Source organism: Acidovorax soli (genome assembly GCF_900107605.1).
GTDB lineage: Bacteria > Pseudomonadota > Gammaproteobacteria > Burkholderiales > Burkholderiaceae_C > Acidovorax > Acidovorax soli.
On sequence record NZ_FNQJ01000013.1, the window covers coordinates 35,035 to 51,192 of the forward strand.

The 16,158-nt window shown below is 68.2% G+C and carries 12 protein-coding genes; 3 read left to right on the forward strand and 9 right to left on the reverse strand.

Annotated features, from left to right (window positions below; genetic code table 11):
• The 5 genes from BLW02_RS10465 to BLW02_RS10485 all read right to left on the reverse strand — a co-directional run bounded on the left by BLW02_RS10465 (nucleotide 1) and on the right by BLW02_RS10485 (nucleotide 9,989).
• Nucleotides 1-3,135 carry an efflux RND transporter permease subunit gene (locus tag BLW02_RS10465; RefSeq protein WP_092698320.1) on the reverse strand — a complete coding sequence of 1,045 codons (3,135 nt, stop codon included), beginning with the start codon at nucleotides 3,133-3,135 and terminating at the stop codon, nucleotides 1-3.
• An 828-nt stretch (nucleotides 3,136-3,963) separates the two neighbouring features.
• Nucleotides 3,964-7,077 (reverse strand): multidrug efflux RND transporter permease subunit, encoded by a 3,114-nt coding sequence (locus BLW02_RS10470; protein WP_092698321.1) that lies wholly within the window; start codon nucleotides 7,075-7,077, stop codon nucleotides 3,964-3,966.
• Between the two features lie 33 nt (nucleotides 7,078-7,110).
• Nucleotides 7,111-8,439: an efflux RND transporter periplasmic adaptor subunit gene (locus BLW02_RS10475; protein WP_425285659.1), complete on the reverse strand. Its 1,329-nt coding sequence runs from the start codon at nucleotides 8,437-8,439 to the stop codon at nucleotides 7,111-7,113.
• A 225-nt stretch (nucleotides 8,440-8,664) separates the two neighbouring features.
• Entirely contained in the window at nucleotides 8,665-9,297 is a 633-nt protein-coding gene (locus tag BLW02_RS10480) for a LysE family translocator (protein WP_092698325.1), read from the reverse strand.
• Nucleotides 9,298-9,356: 59 nt separating this feature from the next.
• Nucleotides 9,357-9,989, reverse strand: coding sequence for an ABC transporter ATP-binding protein (locus BLW02_RS10485; RefSeq protein WP_092698327.1), 633 nt, complete (start codon nucleotides 9,987-9,989; stop codon nucleotides 9,357-9,359).
• Nucleotides 9,990-10,104: 115 nt separating this feature from the next.
• Here BLW02_RS10485 and BLW02_RS10490 point away from each other — a divergent pair, with 115 nt between their 5' ends.
• The 3 genes from BLW02_RS10490 (at nucleotide 10,105) to BLW02_RS20025 (ending at nucleotide 11,886) form a co-directional block, all read left to right on the forward strand.
• Complete coding sequence (locus BLW02_RS10490; RefSeq protein ID WP_092698329.1) at nucleotides 10,105-10,473, forward strand: hypothetical protein; 369 nt, start codon at nucleotides 10,105-10,107, stop codon at nucleotides 10,471-10,473.
• 150 nt (nucleotides 10,474-10,623) lie between these two features.
• Entirely contained in the window at nucleotides 10,624-11,592 is a 969-nt protein-coding gene (locus BLW02_RS10495; RefSeq protein WP_092698331.1) for an MBL fold metallo-hydrolase, read from the forward strand.
• A gap of 123 nt (nucleotides 11,593-11,715) precedes the next feature.
• Nucleotides 11,716-11,886 carry a hypothetical protein gene (locus BLW02_RS20025; protein ID WP_167544072.1) on the forward strand — a complete coding sequence of 57 codons (171 nt, stop codon included), beginning with the start codon at nucleotides 11,716-11,718 and terminating at the stop codon, nucleotides 11,884-11,886.
• A 112-nt stretch (nucleotides 11,887-11,998) separates the two neighbouring features.
• Here BLW02_RS20025 and BLW02_RS10500 read toward each other — a convergent pair whose 3' ends face one another.
• The 4 genes from BLW02_RS10500 to BLW02_RS10515 form a co-directional block, all read right to left on the reverse strand.
• Entirely contained in the window at nucleotides 11,999-13,081 is a 1,083-nt protein-coding gene (locus tag BLW02_RS10500; RefSeq protein ID WP_092698333.1) for an XdhC family protein, read from the reverse strand.
• Nucleotides 13,082-13,249: 168 nt separating this feature from the next.
• Nucleotides 13,250-13,873, reverse strand: coding sequence for an SRPBCC family protein (locus tag BLW02_RS10505; RefSeq protein ID WP_092698334.1), 624 nt, complete (start codon nucleotides 13,871-13,873; stop codon nucleotides 13,250-13,252).
• 39 nt (nucleotides 13,874-13,912) lie between these two features.
• Nucleotides 13,913-15,151, reverse strand: a complete 1,239-nt coding sequence (locus tag BLW02_RS10510; protein ID WP_244273672.1) for a vWA domain-containing protein — start codon at nucleotides 15,149-15,151, stop codon at nucleotides 13,913-13,915.
• On the reverse strand, nucleotides 15,138-16,064 hold the full coding sequence (locus tag BLW02_RS10515) for an AAA family ATPase (RefSeq protein WP_092698336.1): 927 nt from the start codon (nucleotides 16,062-16,064) through the stop codon (nucleotides 15,138-15,140). Before BLW02_RS10515 ends, BLW02_RS10510 begins: the two co-directional genes overlap by 14 nt.
• Between the last annotated feature and the right edge of the window lie 94 nt (nucleotides 16,065-16,158).

Here is a 16,158-nt window from a genome sequence, read left to right on the forward strand (position 1 = left end):
TCAGGAATCTCCTTGCAGCGCGGGCGCCGGGCCGGCGGCCGGGTGGCGGCGCCAGCGCGCCCCGCGCTGCACGCGGCCGCGCAGCCGGTCCAGCGCCACATAGACCACGGGCGTGGTGTACAGCGTGAGCAGCTGGCTCAGCAGCAGCCCGCCCACCACGGCAATGCCCAGGGGCTGGCGCAGTTCGGCGCCATCGGCCCGGTTCAATGCCAGCGGCAGTGCGCCAAAAATGGCGGCCAGCGTGGTCATGAGGATGGGGCGCAGGCGCAGGCTGCAAGCGCGGTAGATGGACTGCGCGGCCGTGCGGTGTCCGGTGCGCTGCCGCACCAGGGCGAAGTCGATCATCATGATGGCGTTCTTCTTGACGATGCCGATCAGCAGGATCACGCCGATCAGCGCGATCAGCGAGAACTCGGTCTTGAACAGCATCAGCGCCAGCAGCGCCCCCACCCCGGCCGAGGGCAGCGTGGAAAGGATGGTGAGCGGGTGCACCAGGTCTTCATACAGCATGCCCAGCACCAGGTAGATGGTGATGATGGCCGCCAGGATCAGCAGCGGCTGGCCCGCCAGCGCGTCCTGGAACGCCCCCGCCGTGCCGCCAAAGGTGCCGCGTATTCCTACCGGCACGCCCAGCTCGGCCACCGCGTTGTGCACCGCATCGGTGGCCTGCGACAGCGACACGCCCGGCGCCAGGCTGAAGCTCACGGTGCTGGCCGGCGTGCCGCGCTCGTGGCTGACCGACAGCGGCGTGTTGGTGGTGGTGATGCGCGCAAACGCGCTCAAAGGCACCTGCTGGCCCGCACTGTTCACCAAGAAGAAGCCACGCAGCGTTTCGGGGCTTTGCAGATACCGGGGCGCCGCTTCCATCACCACGCGGTACTGGTTGAGCGGGTTGTAGATGACGCCCACCTGGCGCTGGCCAAAAGCGTCGTTCAGGGTAGCGTCGATCTGCGCCATGGTCAGCCCCGCGCGCGTGGCGGCGTCGCGGTCGATCACCAGCGTGGTCTGCAGGCCGTAGTCGGAGACATCGCTGTTCACGTCTTCCAGCTCGGGCAGTTGCGCCAGGGCCTGGCGGATGCGTGGCTCCCAGGTGCGCAGCTCGGCAATGTCGTCGGCCTGCAGGGTGTAGTCGTACGAGGCGCTGCTTTGCCGCCCGCCGATGCGGATGTCGCGCTGCGGCACCATGAACAGGCGCGCGCCGGGCTCGTCCTTGAGCTGGGCGCGCAGGCGGGTGATGACAGCCTCGGAGGTTTCCTGCCCCGGCCCGCGCCGGAGCGTCATGAACATCTGCGCGGCATTGCGCTGCCAGCCACCGGTGAAGCCGGTGACATGCTCCACCGCCGGGTCGGCCTGCACGATGGCCAGAAAGCGCTGCAGCCGCTGCTCCATGGCCTGGTACGAAGTGGCCTGGTCGGCCCGGATGAAGCCCGAGATGCGGCCCGTGTCCTGCTCGGGCATGAAGCCCTTGTCGATGGCGGTGTAGAGAGTCACGTTGAGCCCCACCACCCCCGCCAGCACCAGCAGCACCAGCGGCTGGTGGCGCAGGCACCAGGCCAGGCTGCGCCGGTAGCCGCGCAGGCCCCGGGCCTGCAGGCCGTCCAGCCAGCGCGAGAACCGCGCCCAACGGGACGCAACGGGTGTGCGAGCCACCGCGCTGTGCGGCCTGAGCAGCGCCGCGCACATCATGGGCGTGGTGGTGAGCGACACCAGCAGCGACACCAGGATGGCCGCCGCCATGACGATGGAAAACTCGCGGAAAAACCGCCCCACGATCCCGCCCATGAACACGATGGGCACGAACACGGCGATCAGCGACAGGCTCATGGACACCACGGTGAAACCGATCTCGCGCGCGCCGTCGAGCGCGGCCTGCAGCGCCGTCTTGCCGCGCTCCATGTGGCGCATGATGTTTTCCAGCACCACGATGGCGTCGTCCACCACGAAGCCGGTGGCAATGGTCAGCGCCATGAGCGAGAGGTTGTCGAGCGTGTAGCCCGCCAGGTACATCACGCCGAACGTGCCCGCCAGCGACACCGGCACGGCCACGGCGGGGATGAGCGTGGCGCGCCCGTTGCGCAGGAACAGGAACACCACCAGGACCACCAGCGCCACGGCAATCAGCAGGGCGCGCTCCACTTCCTTGACCGAGGCGCGCAGCGTGGGCGTGCGGTCGGAAACAATCTGCACATCAATCGCTGCCGGGATCGACGCCTTGAGCTGCGGCAGCAGCGCGCGCACGCGGTCCACCGCCTCCAGGATGTTGGCGCCCGGCTGCTTGTACACCTGCAGCAGCACCGCCGGCTTGCCGTTGGCCACGCCGAAGTTGCGCACGTCCTGCACCGAGTCGGTCACCTCGGCCACGTCGGCCAGGCGGATGGCGTTGCCGTTCTGCCAGCGCAGCACCAGCGGTGCGTAGTCGGAGGCCACGCGGGCCTGGTCGTTGGCGGCGATCTGCCAGTAATGGTCTTCGCGCTCCACCGCGCCCAGCGGGCGGTTGGCGTTGGTGCTGCTGATGGCGCCACGCACCTGCTCCAGCGACACGCCATTGGCCGCCAGCCGCACCGGATCGAGCGACACGCGCACGGCGGGCAGCGCCCCGCCGCTCACCGTGGCCTGGCCCACGCCCTCGACCTGCGAGAGCTTTTGCGCCAGCACGGTGGAGGCCGCGTCGTACATCTGCCCGCGCGTGTGCGCGCTGGACGTGAGCGCCAGGATCATGATGGGCGCATCGGCCGGGTTCACCTTGCGGTAGCTGGGGTTGCTGGGCATGCCCGTGGGCAGCAGCGTGCGCGCGGCGTTGATGGCGGCCTGCACGTCGCGCGCGGCGCTGTCCACGTCGCGGCTCAGGTCGAACTGCAGCGTGATGCTGGTGCTGCCCAGGATGGAGCGCGAGGTGATCTCGTTGACCCCCGCGATGGCGCCCAGCGAACGCTCCAGCGGCGTGGCCACCGTGGCGGCCATGGTGTCGGGGCTCGCGCCGGGCAGGCTGGCGCTGACCGAGATGGTGGGGTAGTCCACCTGCGGCAGCGGGGCGACGGGCAGCAGGAAGTAGGACACCGTGCCCACCAGGGCCAGGCCCAGGGTGAGGAGCGTGGTGGCGATGGGGCGGTGGATGAAGGGGGTGGAGAGGCTCATTTTGTGCCTCTCTCGGTGTGTTTTTGGGCTCTGACGCTTGCTGTGATTGCGCTGGCAGCTATTTTTTTGGAAGCATTAAGCGTGCTTCTGCATGGGGCGGAGGCCGGGTCTCGCCCCGGCGGGCGAGGTACTTTTCTTTGCTTCGCCAAAGAAACGTACCCAAAAGAAAGGCGACCCACAGTCTGCGACCCCTTCGGGGCAAACCTGCGGCGGGGCGGTTGCGGGGTGCGCCGTGGAACTCGCTTTGCGCCTGCGGCGCGCCGCTCGAACAACCACGGCGAGTCAGTTAACGAAGCGGGTGTGTCCTGCGGCACACCCGCCACCCCGCAACCGCCCCGCCGCAGGCGCAGCCAGATGGGGGTGGGGAAAGAGCATCCCAACAGCCACACGGGCCATCGCTGCGCTCGGCCCAGTCTGCGCAGCGCGAGGCGCTTGCGCCCGCGAGATGGCGCCGAGCGCAGCGATGGCCCGTATGGATGTCCGCCCCCCGGGTTCCCTTCTGTGCGTGCCGAGGAGCGCAGGGCGTGGGGCGGGCGTGTGCCGCAGGACACACGCCTTCGTGAACTGACTTGCCGCAGTTGTTTGAACGGAGCGCCGCAGGCGCGCAGTGAGTTCTGCGGCACGCCCCATGACCGAGCACCACAGGTTGCCCCGCAGCGAAGCGAAGGGGTCACGCACAGCAGGGTCGCCTTTTCTTTGGTGACTTTCTTTTGGCGAAGCAAAAGAAAGTTACTGCGCCGCCGGGCGCACACCCCGGCCCCCTCCCTCAGCACAAGCACACAACCCGCTTCCAAAGTAATAACTGCCAGCGCAGATAAAACAAACGCTTCAGGCACTTTTCACCCCAACCCGATTACGCCACCGCCCCGCCCACCCCTCGAACGTCAGATAAATCACCGGCGTGGTAAACAAAGTGAGCAACTGGCTCACGACCAGCCCCCCCACCATCGTCACCCCCAGCGGATGCCGCAACTCGCTGCCCACCCCGCCGCCCAGCATCAACGGCAAAGCCCCCAGCAACGCCGCCAGCGTCGTCATCAAAATCGGCCGGAACCGCAGCAGGCAGGCCTGGTAGATCGCCTCGCGCGCAGGCAGCCCCTGCTCGCGCTGCGCCTCCAGTGCAAAGTCGATCATCATGATGGCGTTCTTCTTGACGATGCCGATCAGCAGCACGATGCCAATCACCGCCACGATGTCCACATCCAGCCCTGCCATCCACAGCGCCAGCAGCGCCCCCACCCCGGCCGACGGCAGGGTGGACAAAATGGTGACCGGGTGGATGGTGCTCTCGTACAGTACGCCCAGCACGATGTACATCGTCACCACCGCCGCCAGGATCAGCAGCAGCGTGTTCGAGAGCGACGCCTGGAACGCCAGCGCCGCGCCCTGGAAGGCCGTTTCCACCGACAGCGGCAGCAAGCCCGCAGCGCGCGCCGCCGCCTGCTCGGCCTGGATGGCCTTGACGGCATCGCCCAGCGCAACGCCGGGCGCAGTGTTGAACGAGAGGGTGGCCGCAGGCAGCTGCCCCACATGGTTCACGGCCAGTGGCATGGGGCGCTCTTCGACGCGCGCCACCGACGACAACGCCACCGGCTTGCCGGCGCTCGATGTGGCATAGATGCTGTCCAGCGCCTCGGGCCCCAGCTTGAACTGCGGCGCCACCTCCAGCACCACGCGGTACTGGTTGGACTGCGTGAAGATGGTGGAGATGAGCCGCTGGCCAAAGGCGTTGTACAGCGCCGTGTCGATGCCTGCCACCGTCACCCCCAGGCGGCTGGCCTGGGCGCGGTCGATCTGCACAAAGGCCTGCAGGCCCTGGTTTTGCAGGTCGCTGGCCACATCGGCCAGTTGCGGCAGCGCGCGCAGGCGCTGCACCAGGTCGGCGGTGCTGGTCTGCAGCTGCGCCCGGTCGGGCGACGAGACCAGCAACTGGTATTGCGTGCGCGCCACGCGGTCTTCGATGGTGAGGTCCTGCACGGGCTGGGCATACAGGCGGATGCCGGGCAGGTCGCGCGTGGCATCGGCCAGGCGGCGCAGCACCACGGGGGCGCGGTCGCGCTCGGCGTGGGGTTTCAGGTCGATGAGCAGGCGGCCCGTGTTCAGCGTGGCGTTGGTGCCATCCACGCCGATGAAGGACGACACGCTTCTCACGGCCGGGTCTTGAAGGATGCGCCCGGCCAGTTGCTGCTGGCGCTCGGCCATGGCGGCGAACGAGACGGACTGGTCGGCCTCGGTGGTGGCCTGCAGGGTGCCGGTGTCCTGCACTGGAAAGAAGCCCTTGGGCACCAGCACATACAGCGCCACGGTGAGAGCGAGCGTGGCCGCAAACACCAGCCAGGTCAGCCCGCGGTGGTTCAGCACCCACTGGAGCGCACGGCCATACAGGGCAATGGTGCGGTCAAAGAACCGGCCCGTGGCCTGGTAAATGCGGCCATGGCTTTCTTCGGGCGTGCGCCGCAGCAGGCGCGCGCACAGCATGGGCGTGAGGGTGAGCGACACCACGGCCGACAGCAGGATGGCCACGGCCATGGTGATGGCGAATTCATGGAACAGCCGTCCCACCACGTCGCCCATGAACAAGAGCGGAATCAGCACCGCAATCAGCGAAATGGTCAGCGAGATGATGGTGAAGCCGATCTGCCTGGCGCCCTGGAGTGCGGCCTGCAGCGGTGGCTCGCCCTGTTCCACATGGCGGGCGATGTTCTCGATCATCACGATGGCGTCGTCCACCACGAAGCCGGTGGAGATCGTCAGCGCCATCAGCGTGAGGTTGTTGATGGAAAAGCCCGCCAGGTACATCACGCCAAACGTGCCTACCAGCGACAGCGGCACCGCAAGGCTGGGGATGAGCGTGGCCGAGGCGCTGCGCAAGAAGACAAAGATCACCGCCACCACCAGGCCGATGGCCAGGGCCAGCTCGGCCTGCATGTCTTTCACCGAAGCGCGGATGGTGGTGGTGCGGTCGGTCAGCACCTGCACATCCAGCGATGCCGGCAGCGTGCCCTGCAGTTGCGGCAGCAGCGCCTTGAGGCGGTCCACCGTCTCGATGACGTTGGCGCCGGGCTGGCGGCGGATGTTGAGGATCACGCCCGCGCGCGATCCGGTGGCGGGCGTGCCCGCCCAGGCGGCCAGGCGGGTGTTTTCGGCATCGTCCACCGTCTGCGCCACATCGCGCAGGCGGATGGGGTTGCCGTTCTTGAAGGCCAGGATCAGATCACGGTATTCCTGCGCCGACTGCAACTGGTCGTTGGCATCGATGGTCGAGGCCCGCGCCGGGCCATCAAAGCCCCCCTTGGCCTGCTTGACGTTGGCCGCCGCGATCACGGTGCGCACGTCTTCCAGCGTCAGGCCCAGGCCGGCCAGCGCCGTGGGGTTGGCCTGGATGCGCACGGCCGGCCGGCGACCGCCCGCAATCGCCACCAGCCCCACGCCCTTGACCTGCGAGAGCTTGGGCGCCAGGCGGTTTTCCACCAGGTCATTGAGGCGGATGACGGGCAGCGATGGCGAGGTGATGGCCAGCGTGAGCACGGGCGCATCGGCCGGATTGACCTTGCTGTAAAGCGGCGGCATGGGCAGGTCATTCGGCAACAGGTTGCTGCCTGCGTTGATGGCGGCCTGCACCTGCTGCTCGGCCACATCCATGGACACGTCGAGCGCAAAGCGCAGCGTGATGACCGAGGCCCCGCCCGAGCTGGTGGACGACATCTGGGCCAAACCCGGCATCTGGCCCAGCTGGCGCTCCAGCGGCGCCGTGACATTCGATGTCATCACATCGGGGCTGGCGCCGGGGTACAGCGTGGTGACCTGGATGGTGGGGTAGTCCACCTCGGGCAGGGCCGAGATGGGCAACTGCCGGTAAGCCAGCAGGCCGGCGATCAGCAGCGCCACCATCAGCAGCGAGGTGGCGATGGGGCGCAGGATGAAGATGCGCGAGAGATTCATGGCAGCAGTGCCCGCAAGGCGCGATCCATGAACTCAACGCACGGTGGCTGATGCAGCCGAAGCAGCGGCTGCCGGCGGCGCAGCCCCGCCAGCCTGCTGGCGGCGGGCACGCAGGAAGGCGCGGCGCTCGTCGGGCGACATGGTGGCCAGCTTGTCGCGCTCGGCCTGCGTGAGGCTGCGCAACAGCGCTGCACGGCGCGCGCCAGCGTCCTGCGCGGCCTCGTCGGCGCGGGCGGCCACACCGGCATCGATCACGGCCACCTTGGCGCCTTCGCGCAGGCGATCGATGCCATCGGTCACGACCTGGTCGCCGTCGTTCAGCTCGCCCTCGACGCTGACCCGGTCACCATCGGCCACGCCCACGCGGATGCGCCGCTGCGTCACCGTGCCGTCTGGCTGCACCAGATAGACGTAGTTGTTCTGCACCGCCGTGCCGGGCACGGTGAGCGCGTTCGGCAGCACATCAAGCTGCAGGCGTACATTGACGAACTGGTTGGGGAACAGCCCGCCGTCCTCGTTGGCGAAAGACGCCTTCACCTTGATGGTGCCGGTGGTGGGGTCGATGGCGTTGTCGAGCGCGCTCATGCGCCCGCGTGCCAGGCGCCGCTTTTGTTCGCGGTCCCACAGCTCCACGGGCAGATCGGCACCTTCGGCCAGGCGCCGGGTGATGGACGCCAGGTGCGCCTCGGGCACCGCAAAGGCCGCATCGATGGGCTGCACGAGGTTGATGGTGACGATGCCATTGGCATCCGACGGGCCGACCACGTTGCCCCGGTCGGCCTGGCGCAGGCCCAGGCGCCCGGCAATGGGCGCGGTAATGCGCGTGTAGCCCAGCTGCAGGCGCGCGGCATCCACCTGCGCCTGGCCGGCGGCGACGGTGCCTTCGAGCTGGCGCACCAGGGCCGCCTGCGTGTCCACCTGCTGGGTGGCAATCGAATCCTGGGCCAGCAGGTCCTTGTAGCGCTGCAGATCGAGCTGCGCGTTGCGCAGCAGGGCCTGGTCGCGCTGCAGGCTGCCTTGCACCTGGCCCAGCGCGGCCTGGTAGCTGCGCGGGTCGATCTCGGCCAGCAACTGGCCCGCCTTGACCTGCTGGCCTTCCCTGAAGTGCAACGCCGTCAGTTCGCCACCGACCTTGGCCCGCACCACCGCCGTGGCGCGCGCGCTCATGGTGCCGATGGCCTGGACCATCACGCGCACATCCTGGCGCCGCACCACGCCCACCGACACCGGCTGCACCTGCCCGCCGGCGCTGAAGCGCCCCGGCGCACGCGCAGCAGGTGCTCCCGCCGCCACCGAGGCCCCATCGGCGGCCGTGTTGCGCTGCTTCCACCACCAGCCCCCGCCCGCGGCCAGGGCGATCACGATCAACAGCAGTCCCCACCACAGTGCGCGGCCTCTCTGGTGCAGGGGAGACCGCAGGGGAAGGCAGTGGGAACGGTGGGGCAGCATGGGACGGCGCAGAGTGAAGTCGGGCTATGGTAGCCACGCCCCGCCACACCCCGCCCTCTCTGCCCGGAAATTTACGGTGGCTTTACCTTGGTATTACCGGCCGCCGCTGGCCAGGCCATCAGGCGCTGGCGCGACAGGTTAGCGGTTGGTGGCCAGCAACAGGCCGCCCGCCCCCATGAAGAACCCGCCCGTGGCCTTGTTCAGGCGCACCACCCCGCGCGAGCTGCGAATGAACCGGCGAATCTGCCGCCCGCCCGTCGCATACACGGCGGTCGCGACAAACTCGCTGGCCAGGTAGATCGAGCCCAACACGAAAAACTGCCGCGCAGCGGGCTGCGCCGGGTCGATGAACTGCGGAAAGATGGCCGCAAACAAAATGATGGCCTTGGGGTTGGTGATGCCCAGCAGGAACTCCTGCGCGATCAGGCTGCGCACCTTCACGGGTGCACCGGACGCCACCGCCCCTTCTCCCTCGACCACGGCCAGTCCGCTGAACTCGCGGCTGTGCCAGGCCCGCCAGCCCAGCCAGAAAAGATAGCAGGCCCCCACCCACTTGACCGCCGTGAAGGCGGCCTCGGAGGCCAGCAGCATGGCGCCCAGTCCCACCGCAGACACCGCAAGAAAAATGGCGAAAGCCGCGACCCGCCCCAGGGTGGCGACCAGTGCCGCGCCCACGCCCGCACGAATGCCGTTGTTCAACCCGCAGAAATTGTTGGGCCCGGGCGTCAGTGAAATGGCCACGGCCACCGGCACAAAGAGAAGAGCGTCCATAGCGGATCCTGGGAGATGAAGACGAAAAAGCGCAAGTCTATCCCTGTCGCGCCAGAACATCACGCAGCAGGCAGATCCACCACCAGTCCCCACGGCACGCCCGCCAGCCCTTCGTGGTGGGCCACCACGACGATGCGGGTTGTCTGTGCAGCCAGCCGGGCCAGCACCTGCGTGAGGTAAGCCACCGAGGGCTTGTCAAGACCGGCGACGGGCTCGTCGATGAGCGTGAGCAGCGCGCCCGAAGCGAACGCCCCCGCCATGAGCACCTTGCGCCGGCTGCCGGCGGAGAGCGCATACAACGGTTTGTCCAGGTGGGGTTGCAGCAAAAAACCGGCGATATGCGCCTCCAGCGCGGCAGCATCCCAGGCCGCATGCTGCTGCAGCAAACGGGCGTACCACCCGCGCGCCGTCAGTTCATTGAGCGCATCCGAGCGCGGATCGGCCCAGAACACCTGCGCCCGATAGGCGTCAGGGGCGGTCTGCCGGTCCAGCCCCGCCAGCACCAGCCGTCCCGCCTGCGGCGCAAGCTCGCCGGCCAGCAGCCGCAGCAGCGTGGTCTTGCCGCAGCTTTCGTCCCCGCGCACCAGCGTGAGCCCTGGGGACAGGGTGGCGTGAACATTGGCCAGCAAGGCGCGGTGTGGGTAGCCAAAAGACAGGCCCTGGACCTGCAAGACAAGCGGTGAGTGGGTCATGGAAAGGGGCGAGGACATCCCGGCAGGGTACCAGCGTGCCATCGGAAAGTTGCCATGCCGGGCATCTTGCCGCCGTGCACGACAATCCGGTACCGTTCCCCCCTTTTTCATCGCCATGCCCCTGCGCTACCTCGATTTCGATTTCAGTGAAGACGCCGAAGGCACCGGCAGCTTCGATGCCATGGCCAGTGTTTTGCCCGCACAGGTGCCCGCTTTGCAGGCCGAGATCAGCGCCGTGCTGGCATGGGCGCACCGGCACTGGCCCGATGCCTGCGGCCCCGCGGAAGACGGGGGTGCATGGCAATACGACCTGCAAGGTGCGCAGGAGGTCAGCACGCCGCTGGTGCTGGAGTTTGATGTGGCCTGCGGCCAGCTGCGCACGGTGGCGGGCCACCCGGCACCACCGCGAACCGCTATCACCCTGACCATCAGCGGGCATGCCGATTTCTGTGCCGCTTTTCGTGAAGCCTTCGAAATCGGTTAGCCAGCGGACGAAGCACCAGGAAACACAGGGTTAACCCCTGTTACCGACCAAAGACCCCAGCTTGCCAACAGGTTCGCGCACGGAACGCCTTCGATCGTGCCGGCGGCGCTACATTCGACTCACTGGTTCAACCCAATACTGGAGAGTTTCATGCTGTCACGCCGCCACTTCCTGGGTGCAAGCCTGGCCACCACCGTTTACGCAGCGGGCTCTTTTGTCCCTGTCTGGGCCCAGAACGCGCCCGATTTCGGCACGCCCACCCTGCCCGGCCCCGGCTTTCGTCGCATGAAGGTGGGCGATGTGGAGGTGATTGCGCTGAACGACGGCGTCACGCGCCGCCCGCTGGGCGAAGAGTTTGTCAAGAACGCGCCCCTGGCCGGAGCGCGCTCCCTGCTGGCATCCCAGGGCCTGCCCACGGACCACATCGACGTACCCTACACACCCTTCCTCGTGGTAGCGGGTGCGCGCAAGATCCTTATCGACACCGGCCTGGGCGAGTTTGGCGGCCCCACCACGGGCAAGCTGCTGGCGAACCTGCGGGCAGCAGGCCTGCAGGCGGCCGACATTGACACGGTGCTGATCAGCCATTTCCATGGCGACCACATCAACGGCCTGCGCAACAAGGCGGGTGCATGGACCTTTCCCAAGGCCAAGGTGCTGGTGCCTGCCGCCGAGCACGCCTTCTGGATGGACGATGCCCGCATGGCCGCAGCTCCCGCAGGCATGAAGGGCGCGTTCGAGAACGTGCGCCGCACCTTTGCCACCATGCCCGCCGACACGCTGGTGCAGTTTGCCGCGGGGGCCGAGGTGGCACCCGGCATCCAATCGGTGGCGGCCTATGGCCACACGCCCGGGCACACCTTGTTCGAACTGAACTCGGCCGGCCAGAGTTTCTTTTATGTGGCGGACCTGACCAATGTGCCGGCCCTGTTCGCCCGCAACCCCGACTGGGCCGTGGCCTTTGACATGGATGCCGAAGCCGCACGCAAGGTGCGCCGCGAGATGTTCCAGCGCATCACGGACCGCAATGCCATGCTGGGCGGCTTCCATTTCCCGTTCCCGGCGTTGGGCCGCATGGCGGCCTCGGGCAATGGCTATGCCTTCCAGCCTGCGGCCTGACGCGCAGCCCACCCGTCCCGGCATCGCCCTGCTCCTGTGGTGGTCCAACGCAGGTCCGCCGAAGAGCCCCTATTTCGGCTGTGGCCTAATATCCCCCTTTTTCCACTCCCTCAGAGACCTACCATGGGCAACAAGATCGTCACCGAAGCAGACCGCAAGCACACCCCCCAACCCAAGCCCATGCCCGGCGTGAGCCTGCCCACGTCTGGCCGTGGTCAGCGCGTCAGCCTGGAGCGTGGCGTGGCTACGCGCAGCAAGAAGAACCCCGGCAAGCGCTCCAAGAAGGGCGGCTGATCGGCCCAATGGCCCCACGGGGCCACTGCGAAAACAAGCCCTCTTCGGAGGGCTTTTTTCTGGGCGCCACGCAGTGCAGCTCTGCGCATGGCCCCTGGCACACCCGCAATGCCTAGCGCACACCGCAGATCAACGCCCCAGGGTCGTTGGGCTGCACCTCGCGGGCCTGCTTGGCCTGGGCCACCGCCATGTCGCGCGGCAGGGTCACGCCGTTCTTGACCGCCAGGATTTCCGCCATCACGCTCACGGCGATCTCGGGAGGGGTCTTGCTGCCGATGTAGATACCGATGGGGCCACGCAAGCGCGCAAGGCTCTGCGGCGTCTGGTCAAAGTGTTCGATCATGCGGGCCCGGCGCGCCTCGTTGTTGCGGCGCGAGCCGATGCCGCCCACGTAGAACGCATCGGTGTTCAATGCCTCCAGCAGCGCCAGGTCGTCGAGCTTGGGATCATGCGTGAGTGCCACCACGCAGCTGCGGCGATCGGGCTTGAAGGCCAGCACCACATCGTCGGGCATGTCGCTCAGCACGGTGGCGCCGGGCACACCCCAGCTGCCCCGGTACTCCTCGCGCGGATCACACACCGTCACCGCAAAGCCGTTGAACAGGGCCATGGTCGCCAGGTACTCGGCCAGCTGGCCCGCGCCGATCAGCAGCATGCGGTACTCGGGCCCGAAGGTGTTGGTGAGCTGCACCGCATCCACCACCAGGTCGCCGGGGGTATCGGCCAACGACAGGGTGACGCCGCCATCGGCCAGGCGCACGCTGCGCCGCATCAGCCGGCCCGCGTCGAGCGCCGCGATCAGCGCGCCCAGGCTGGCGGGATCGGGGTCGTACTCCAGCAACAACTCCAGCGTGCCGCCGCAGGGCAGGCCGAAGCGGTGCGCCTCGTCCGCAGACACGCCATATTTGACGAAGGATGGCGGGCCGCTGGGCATGCGGTGGTCCGCACCGGCGGTTGCATCGGCTGACGGCGCGCCCTGCACATAGGCCCGGGTGTGCCGGTCAATCAGGTCGTCCTCGATGCAGCCGCCCGACACCGAGCCCACCACCGCGCCGTCCTCGCACAGCGCCATGATGGAACCCACCGGCCGGGGCGACGAGCCCCAGGTGCGCACCACCGTGGCCAGGAGCGCACGCCGCCCCGCCGCACGCCAGCCCTGCAGCGTGCGCAGCACCATCACATCCAGGTTTTCCATGGCTTCATCACCCCATCTATTTGCACCGTTTTCAACATCGCCCTGCGCTGCTGCACTCACTCCATATGAAACTGGCGCGCCCCTTGCCAGTGCCACCGTGGAACCGGCTGTGCCGGGCCACAGGTGAAGTCCCCTCTGGGGACCGGCGCGAAGCGGCACAGGAGGAGCTCAAGTCAGCCACCACGCTAACAGCACCAGCGCCACCGCGCCAGCCACCCACACCCATACCGGGATGCCAGCGTGGGGATGGCCATCACCCGCCCTTGCATCCGGCACATCGCGCAATTGATCGTATTCCGACGGCACCGTGTCCACCGCATCGTCACGCGGGTAGCGCCGCTGCATCTCGTCGTCAAAGCGCTTGAAGAAGTCTTCGGCCATGCCCTTGGCGGCGCCGTCGATCAGGCGCTGGCCCAGCTGGGCAATCTTGCCGCCCACGCTGGCTTGCACGGTGTAGTTCAGCTCGCAACTCTCCTGCCCTGCGCCATCGGCTGGCAACGGCACCAGCAAGACCCGCGCATGGCCCTTGCCAAAGCCGGCCACGCCGCCCGAACCATCAAAGGCGATGGTGTAGCTCTCGGGCGGCACGATGTCGGCCAGCGTGATCTTGCCCGTGAATCTGGCCGACACGGGGCCGATCTTGACGGCCATGGCCACGGCGTACTGGTGCTCGCCCGTGGGCTCGACCTTGTCACAACCGGGGATGCACAGCTTGAGCACCTCGGGGTCGTTGAGCGCATCCCAGGCCTGTTGCTGGCTGACGGCAAGGGTGCGGGTCGCTTGCATTTCCATGGCGGATTCCTCTCGTGTTTTTCGTTTCTCTGAAATCGGTCATTGCCGGAGCAAGGTGGCCAGGCTGGCCGCCAGGTCCTGCAAGCGGCCGAGGTTGTGCACGGCCAGCATGCCATGGGCCTGGCGGTGCAGCTCGGCCGCACCCCGCGCCGTGGGCGCGTAGCCCTCAAAGCGCAGCAAAGGGTTGAGCCATAGCAGCCGGCCTGCGTGGCGGCGCAGCCAGCCCAGCTCCTGAGCCAGCACCTCGGGCGCGCCGGTGTCCAGCCCGTCGCTGATGAGCAGCACCAGCGTGCGCCGCCCCACCAGCCGCCGGGCATGCTGCGCGCGCAGCTGGGCCAGGCTCTCGCCCATGCGGGTGCCGCCGGCAAAGTCGTGGATGGCATGGCTGGCCGCCTGCAGCATGGCATCGGTGTCGGCCAGGCGAAAGGCGGGCGTGAGGTCGGTCAGGCCCGTGCCAAAAGCAAACACATCGCGGCGCACGACAGCCCCCGTGTGGTGCGGCGCGGTGGCGGCGTGCAAGAAGGCCAACAGCAGGCGCGCATAGCGCTCCATGGAGCCGGACACATCCACCAGCACCAGCAGCGGCAGGGGTTGCTGGCGCCGCTGCAGCAAGGGCACACGCAGCACCTCGCCACCGCTGCGGGCGGCCAGGTGCATGGCGCCGGGCCAGTGCGGGCGGCTGCCGCGCAGGCCCGGCCGGGTGCGGCGGGCAGCGTAGTGCGGCAAAGGCAAAGGGATGTCGCGCGCCAGGCGCTCGACCAGCAGGTACTCGCTGGCCGAGAGCTGGTTGAAATCGGCCTGGCGCAAGCGCTGCAGGTCGCTGGCCGTCATGGCCGCATCGAAATCCACCTTGTCGTCCTCGCGCGGCGGTGGCGCGCTGCGGGCGGCGCGCACGGGTGCCAGCGCCTCGCTCACGCGGGGGCGGCGCTTGGCGGGCTCGGCCCTGGATTCGGCACTGGGCAGCATCTGCGCGAGCAGCTTTTGCGCCACATTGGGGTTGCGGAAGTACGCGTCGAACAGTTCGCGGAACACCATGCGGTCCTGCTCGCGGCTGACCAGCACGGCCTCCAGCGCGGCGCTGAAATCCTCGCGCAGAAGACCCACCAGCATCACCGCCTGCTGGGCCAAGGCCATGCGCGCGGCGTCCACGCGCACGCCAGCGCGGCGCAGCGTGCGGCCAAAGCCACTCAGGTTGTCGGCCAGCTTGCCGGTGCGGGCATCGCCCAGCTGCGAGATCGTTGCGCCCTGCGCCATGGCCCGGCCTTCATGCATCGGCATCGGCGGGCTGCAGCAACTGCACCGCCATGTCGCGCGTGAGCGCCGCCACGTCCTCGCGCTGCTTGAACAGGATGCCGGCGGTGTCCGACACCACCTCCGGGTCCACCACGATGGTGTCCAGCGCCACCAGCGCCTTGGCCCATTCCACGCTCTCGGCAATGCCGGGGGCGCGCTGAAAAGCGTTGGCAAAGGGCTGGCTGCGCAGGCGGCCCACAAACTCGGCCACCTGGGTGGCCAGCGCTTCGCTGGCGCCAGGCACCTGCGCACGCACGATGGCCAGCTCGCGCTCGCGCTCGGGGTAGTCCAGCCAGTGGTACAGGCAGCGGCGCTTGACGGCGTCGTGCAGGTCGCGCGTGCGGTTGCTGGTCAAGATGGTGACCGGCGTGGCCGTGGCGCGCACGGTGCCGATCTCGGGGATGCTCACCTGGTACTCGCCCAGGTATTCGAGCAAAAAGGCCTCGAAGGGCTCGTCGGCGCGGTCCACTTCGTCGATCAGCAGCACGGCACCGGGCGCCGGGGCCTGCAGCGCCTGCAGCAGGGGGCGGCGGATGAGGTAGCGGTCCTGGTAGACCTCGCGCTCCACCTGCGCCATGTCGGCACCGCCCTGCCCCTCCGCAGCCCGCATGTGCAGCAGCTGGGCAGCGTAGTTCCATTCGTACAGCGCCTCGCGCTGCTCCAGGCCGTCGTAGCACTGCAGACGGATCAGGCTGCGCGCCAGCACCTTGGAGAGCGCCTGCGCCAGCGCCGTCTTGCCCACGCCGGGCTCACCCTCCAGCAACAAAGGCCGTTGCAGCCTGAGCGCCAGGAACACCGCCGTGGCCAGGCGACGGTCGGCAAAATAGCCCACGCTCTGCAGGGCCTCTACCAGGGCGTCGATGGAAGCCGGAACCGGCGCGGCGTTCAACGAGTTCATTGCTATCCAATTCATAGCTGCCAGCGCATGTTCTTCTATCGCTAGCGGCCCATTTCACTCAAAAACCCACCACCGGGTGCCGCACCGCGGTGGC

Bases quoted from the DNA above. Each gene is read 5' to 3' on its own strand.
- BLW02_RS10485 (WP_092698327.1), bottom strand. From the start codon at position 9,989: ATGACCCACTCACCGCTTGTCTTGCAGGTCCAGGGCCTGTCTTTTGGC.
- BLW02_RS10480 (WP_092698325.1), bottom strand. From the start codon at position 9,297: ATGGACGCTCTTCTCTTTGTGCCGGTGGCCGTGGCCATTTCACTGACG.
- BLW02_RS10510 (WP_244273672.1), bottom strand. From the start codon at position 15,151: ATGCCGATGCATGAAGGCCGGGCCATGGCGCAGGGCGCAACGATCTCG.
- BLW02_RS20025 (WP_167544072.1), top strand. From the start codon at position 11,716: ATGGGCAACAAGATCGTCACCGAAGCAGACCGCAAGCACACCCCCCAA.
- BLW02_RS10465 (WP_092698320.1), bottom strand. From the start codon at position 3,135: ATGAGCCTCTCCACCCCCTTCATCCACCGCCCCATCGCCACCACGCTC.
- BLW02_RS10495 (WP_092698331.1), top strand. From the start codon at position 10,624: ATGCTGTCACGCCGCCACTTCCTGGGTGCAAGCCTGGCCACCACCGTT.
- BLW02_RS10505 (WP_092698334.1), bottom strand. From the start codon at position 13,873: ATGGAAATGCAAGCGACCCGCACCCTTGCCGTCAGCCAGCAACAGGCC.
- BLW02_RS10470 (WP_092698321.1), bottom strand. From the start codon at position 7,077: ATGAATCTCTCGCGCATCTTCATCCTGCGCCCCATCGCCACCTCGCTG.
- BLW02_RS10515 (WP_092698336.1), bottom strand. From the start codon at position 16,064: ATGAACTCGTTGAACGCCGCGCCGGTTCCGGCTTCCATCGACGCCCTG.
- BLW02_RS10490 (WP_092698329.1), top strand. From the start codon at position 10,105: ATGCCCCTGCGCTACCTCGATTTCGATTTCAGTGAAGACGCCGAAGGC.
- BLW02_RS10500 (WP_092698333.1), bottom strand. From the start codon at position 13,081: ATGGAAAACCTGGATGTGATGGTGCTGCGCACGCTGCAGGGCTGGCGT.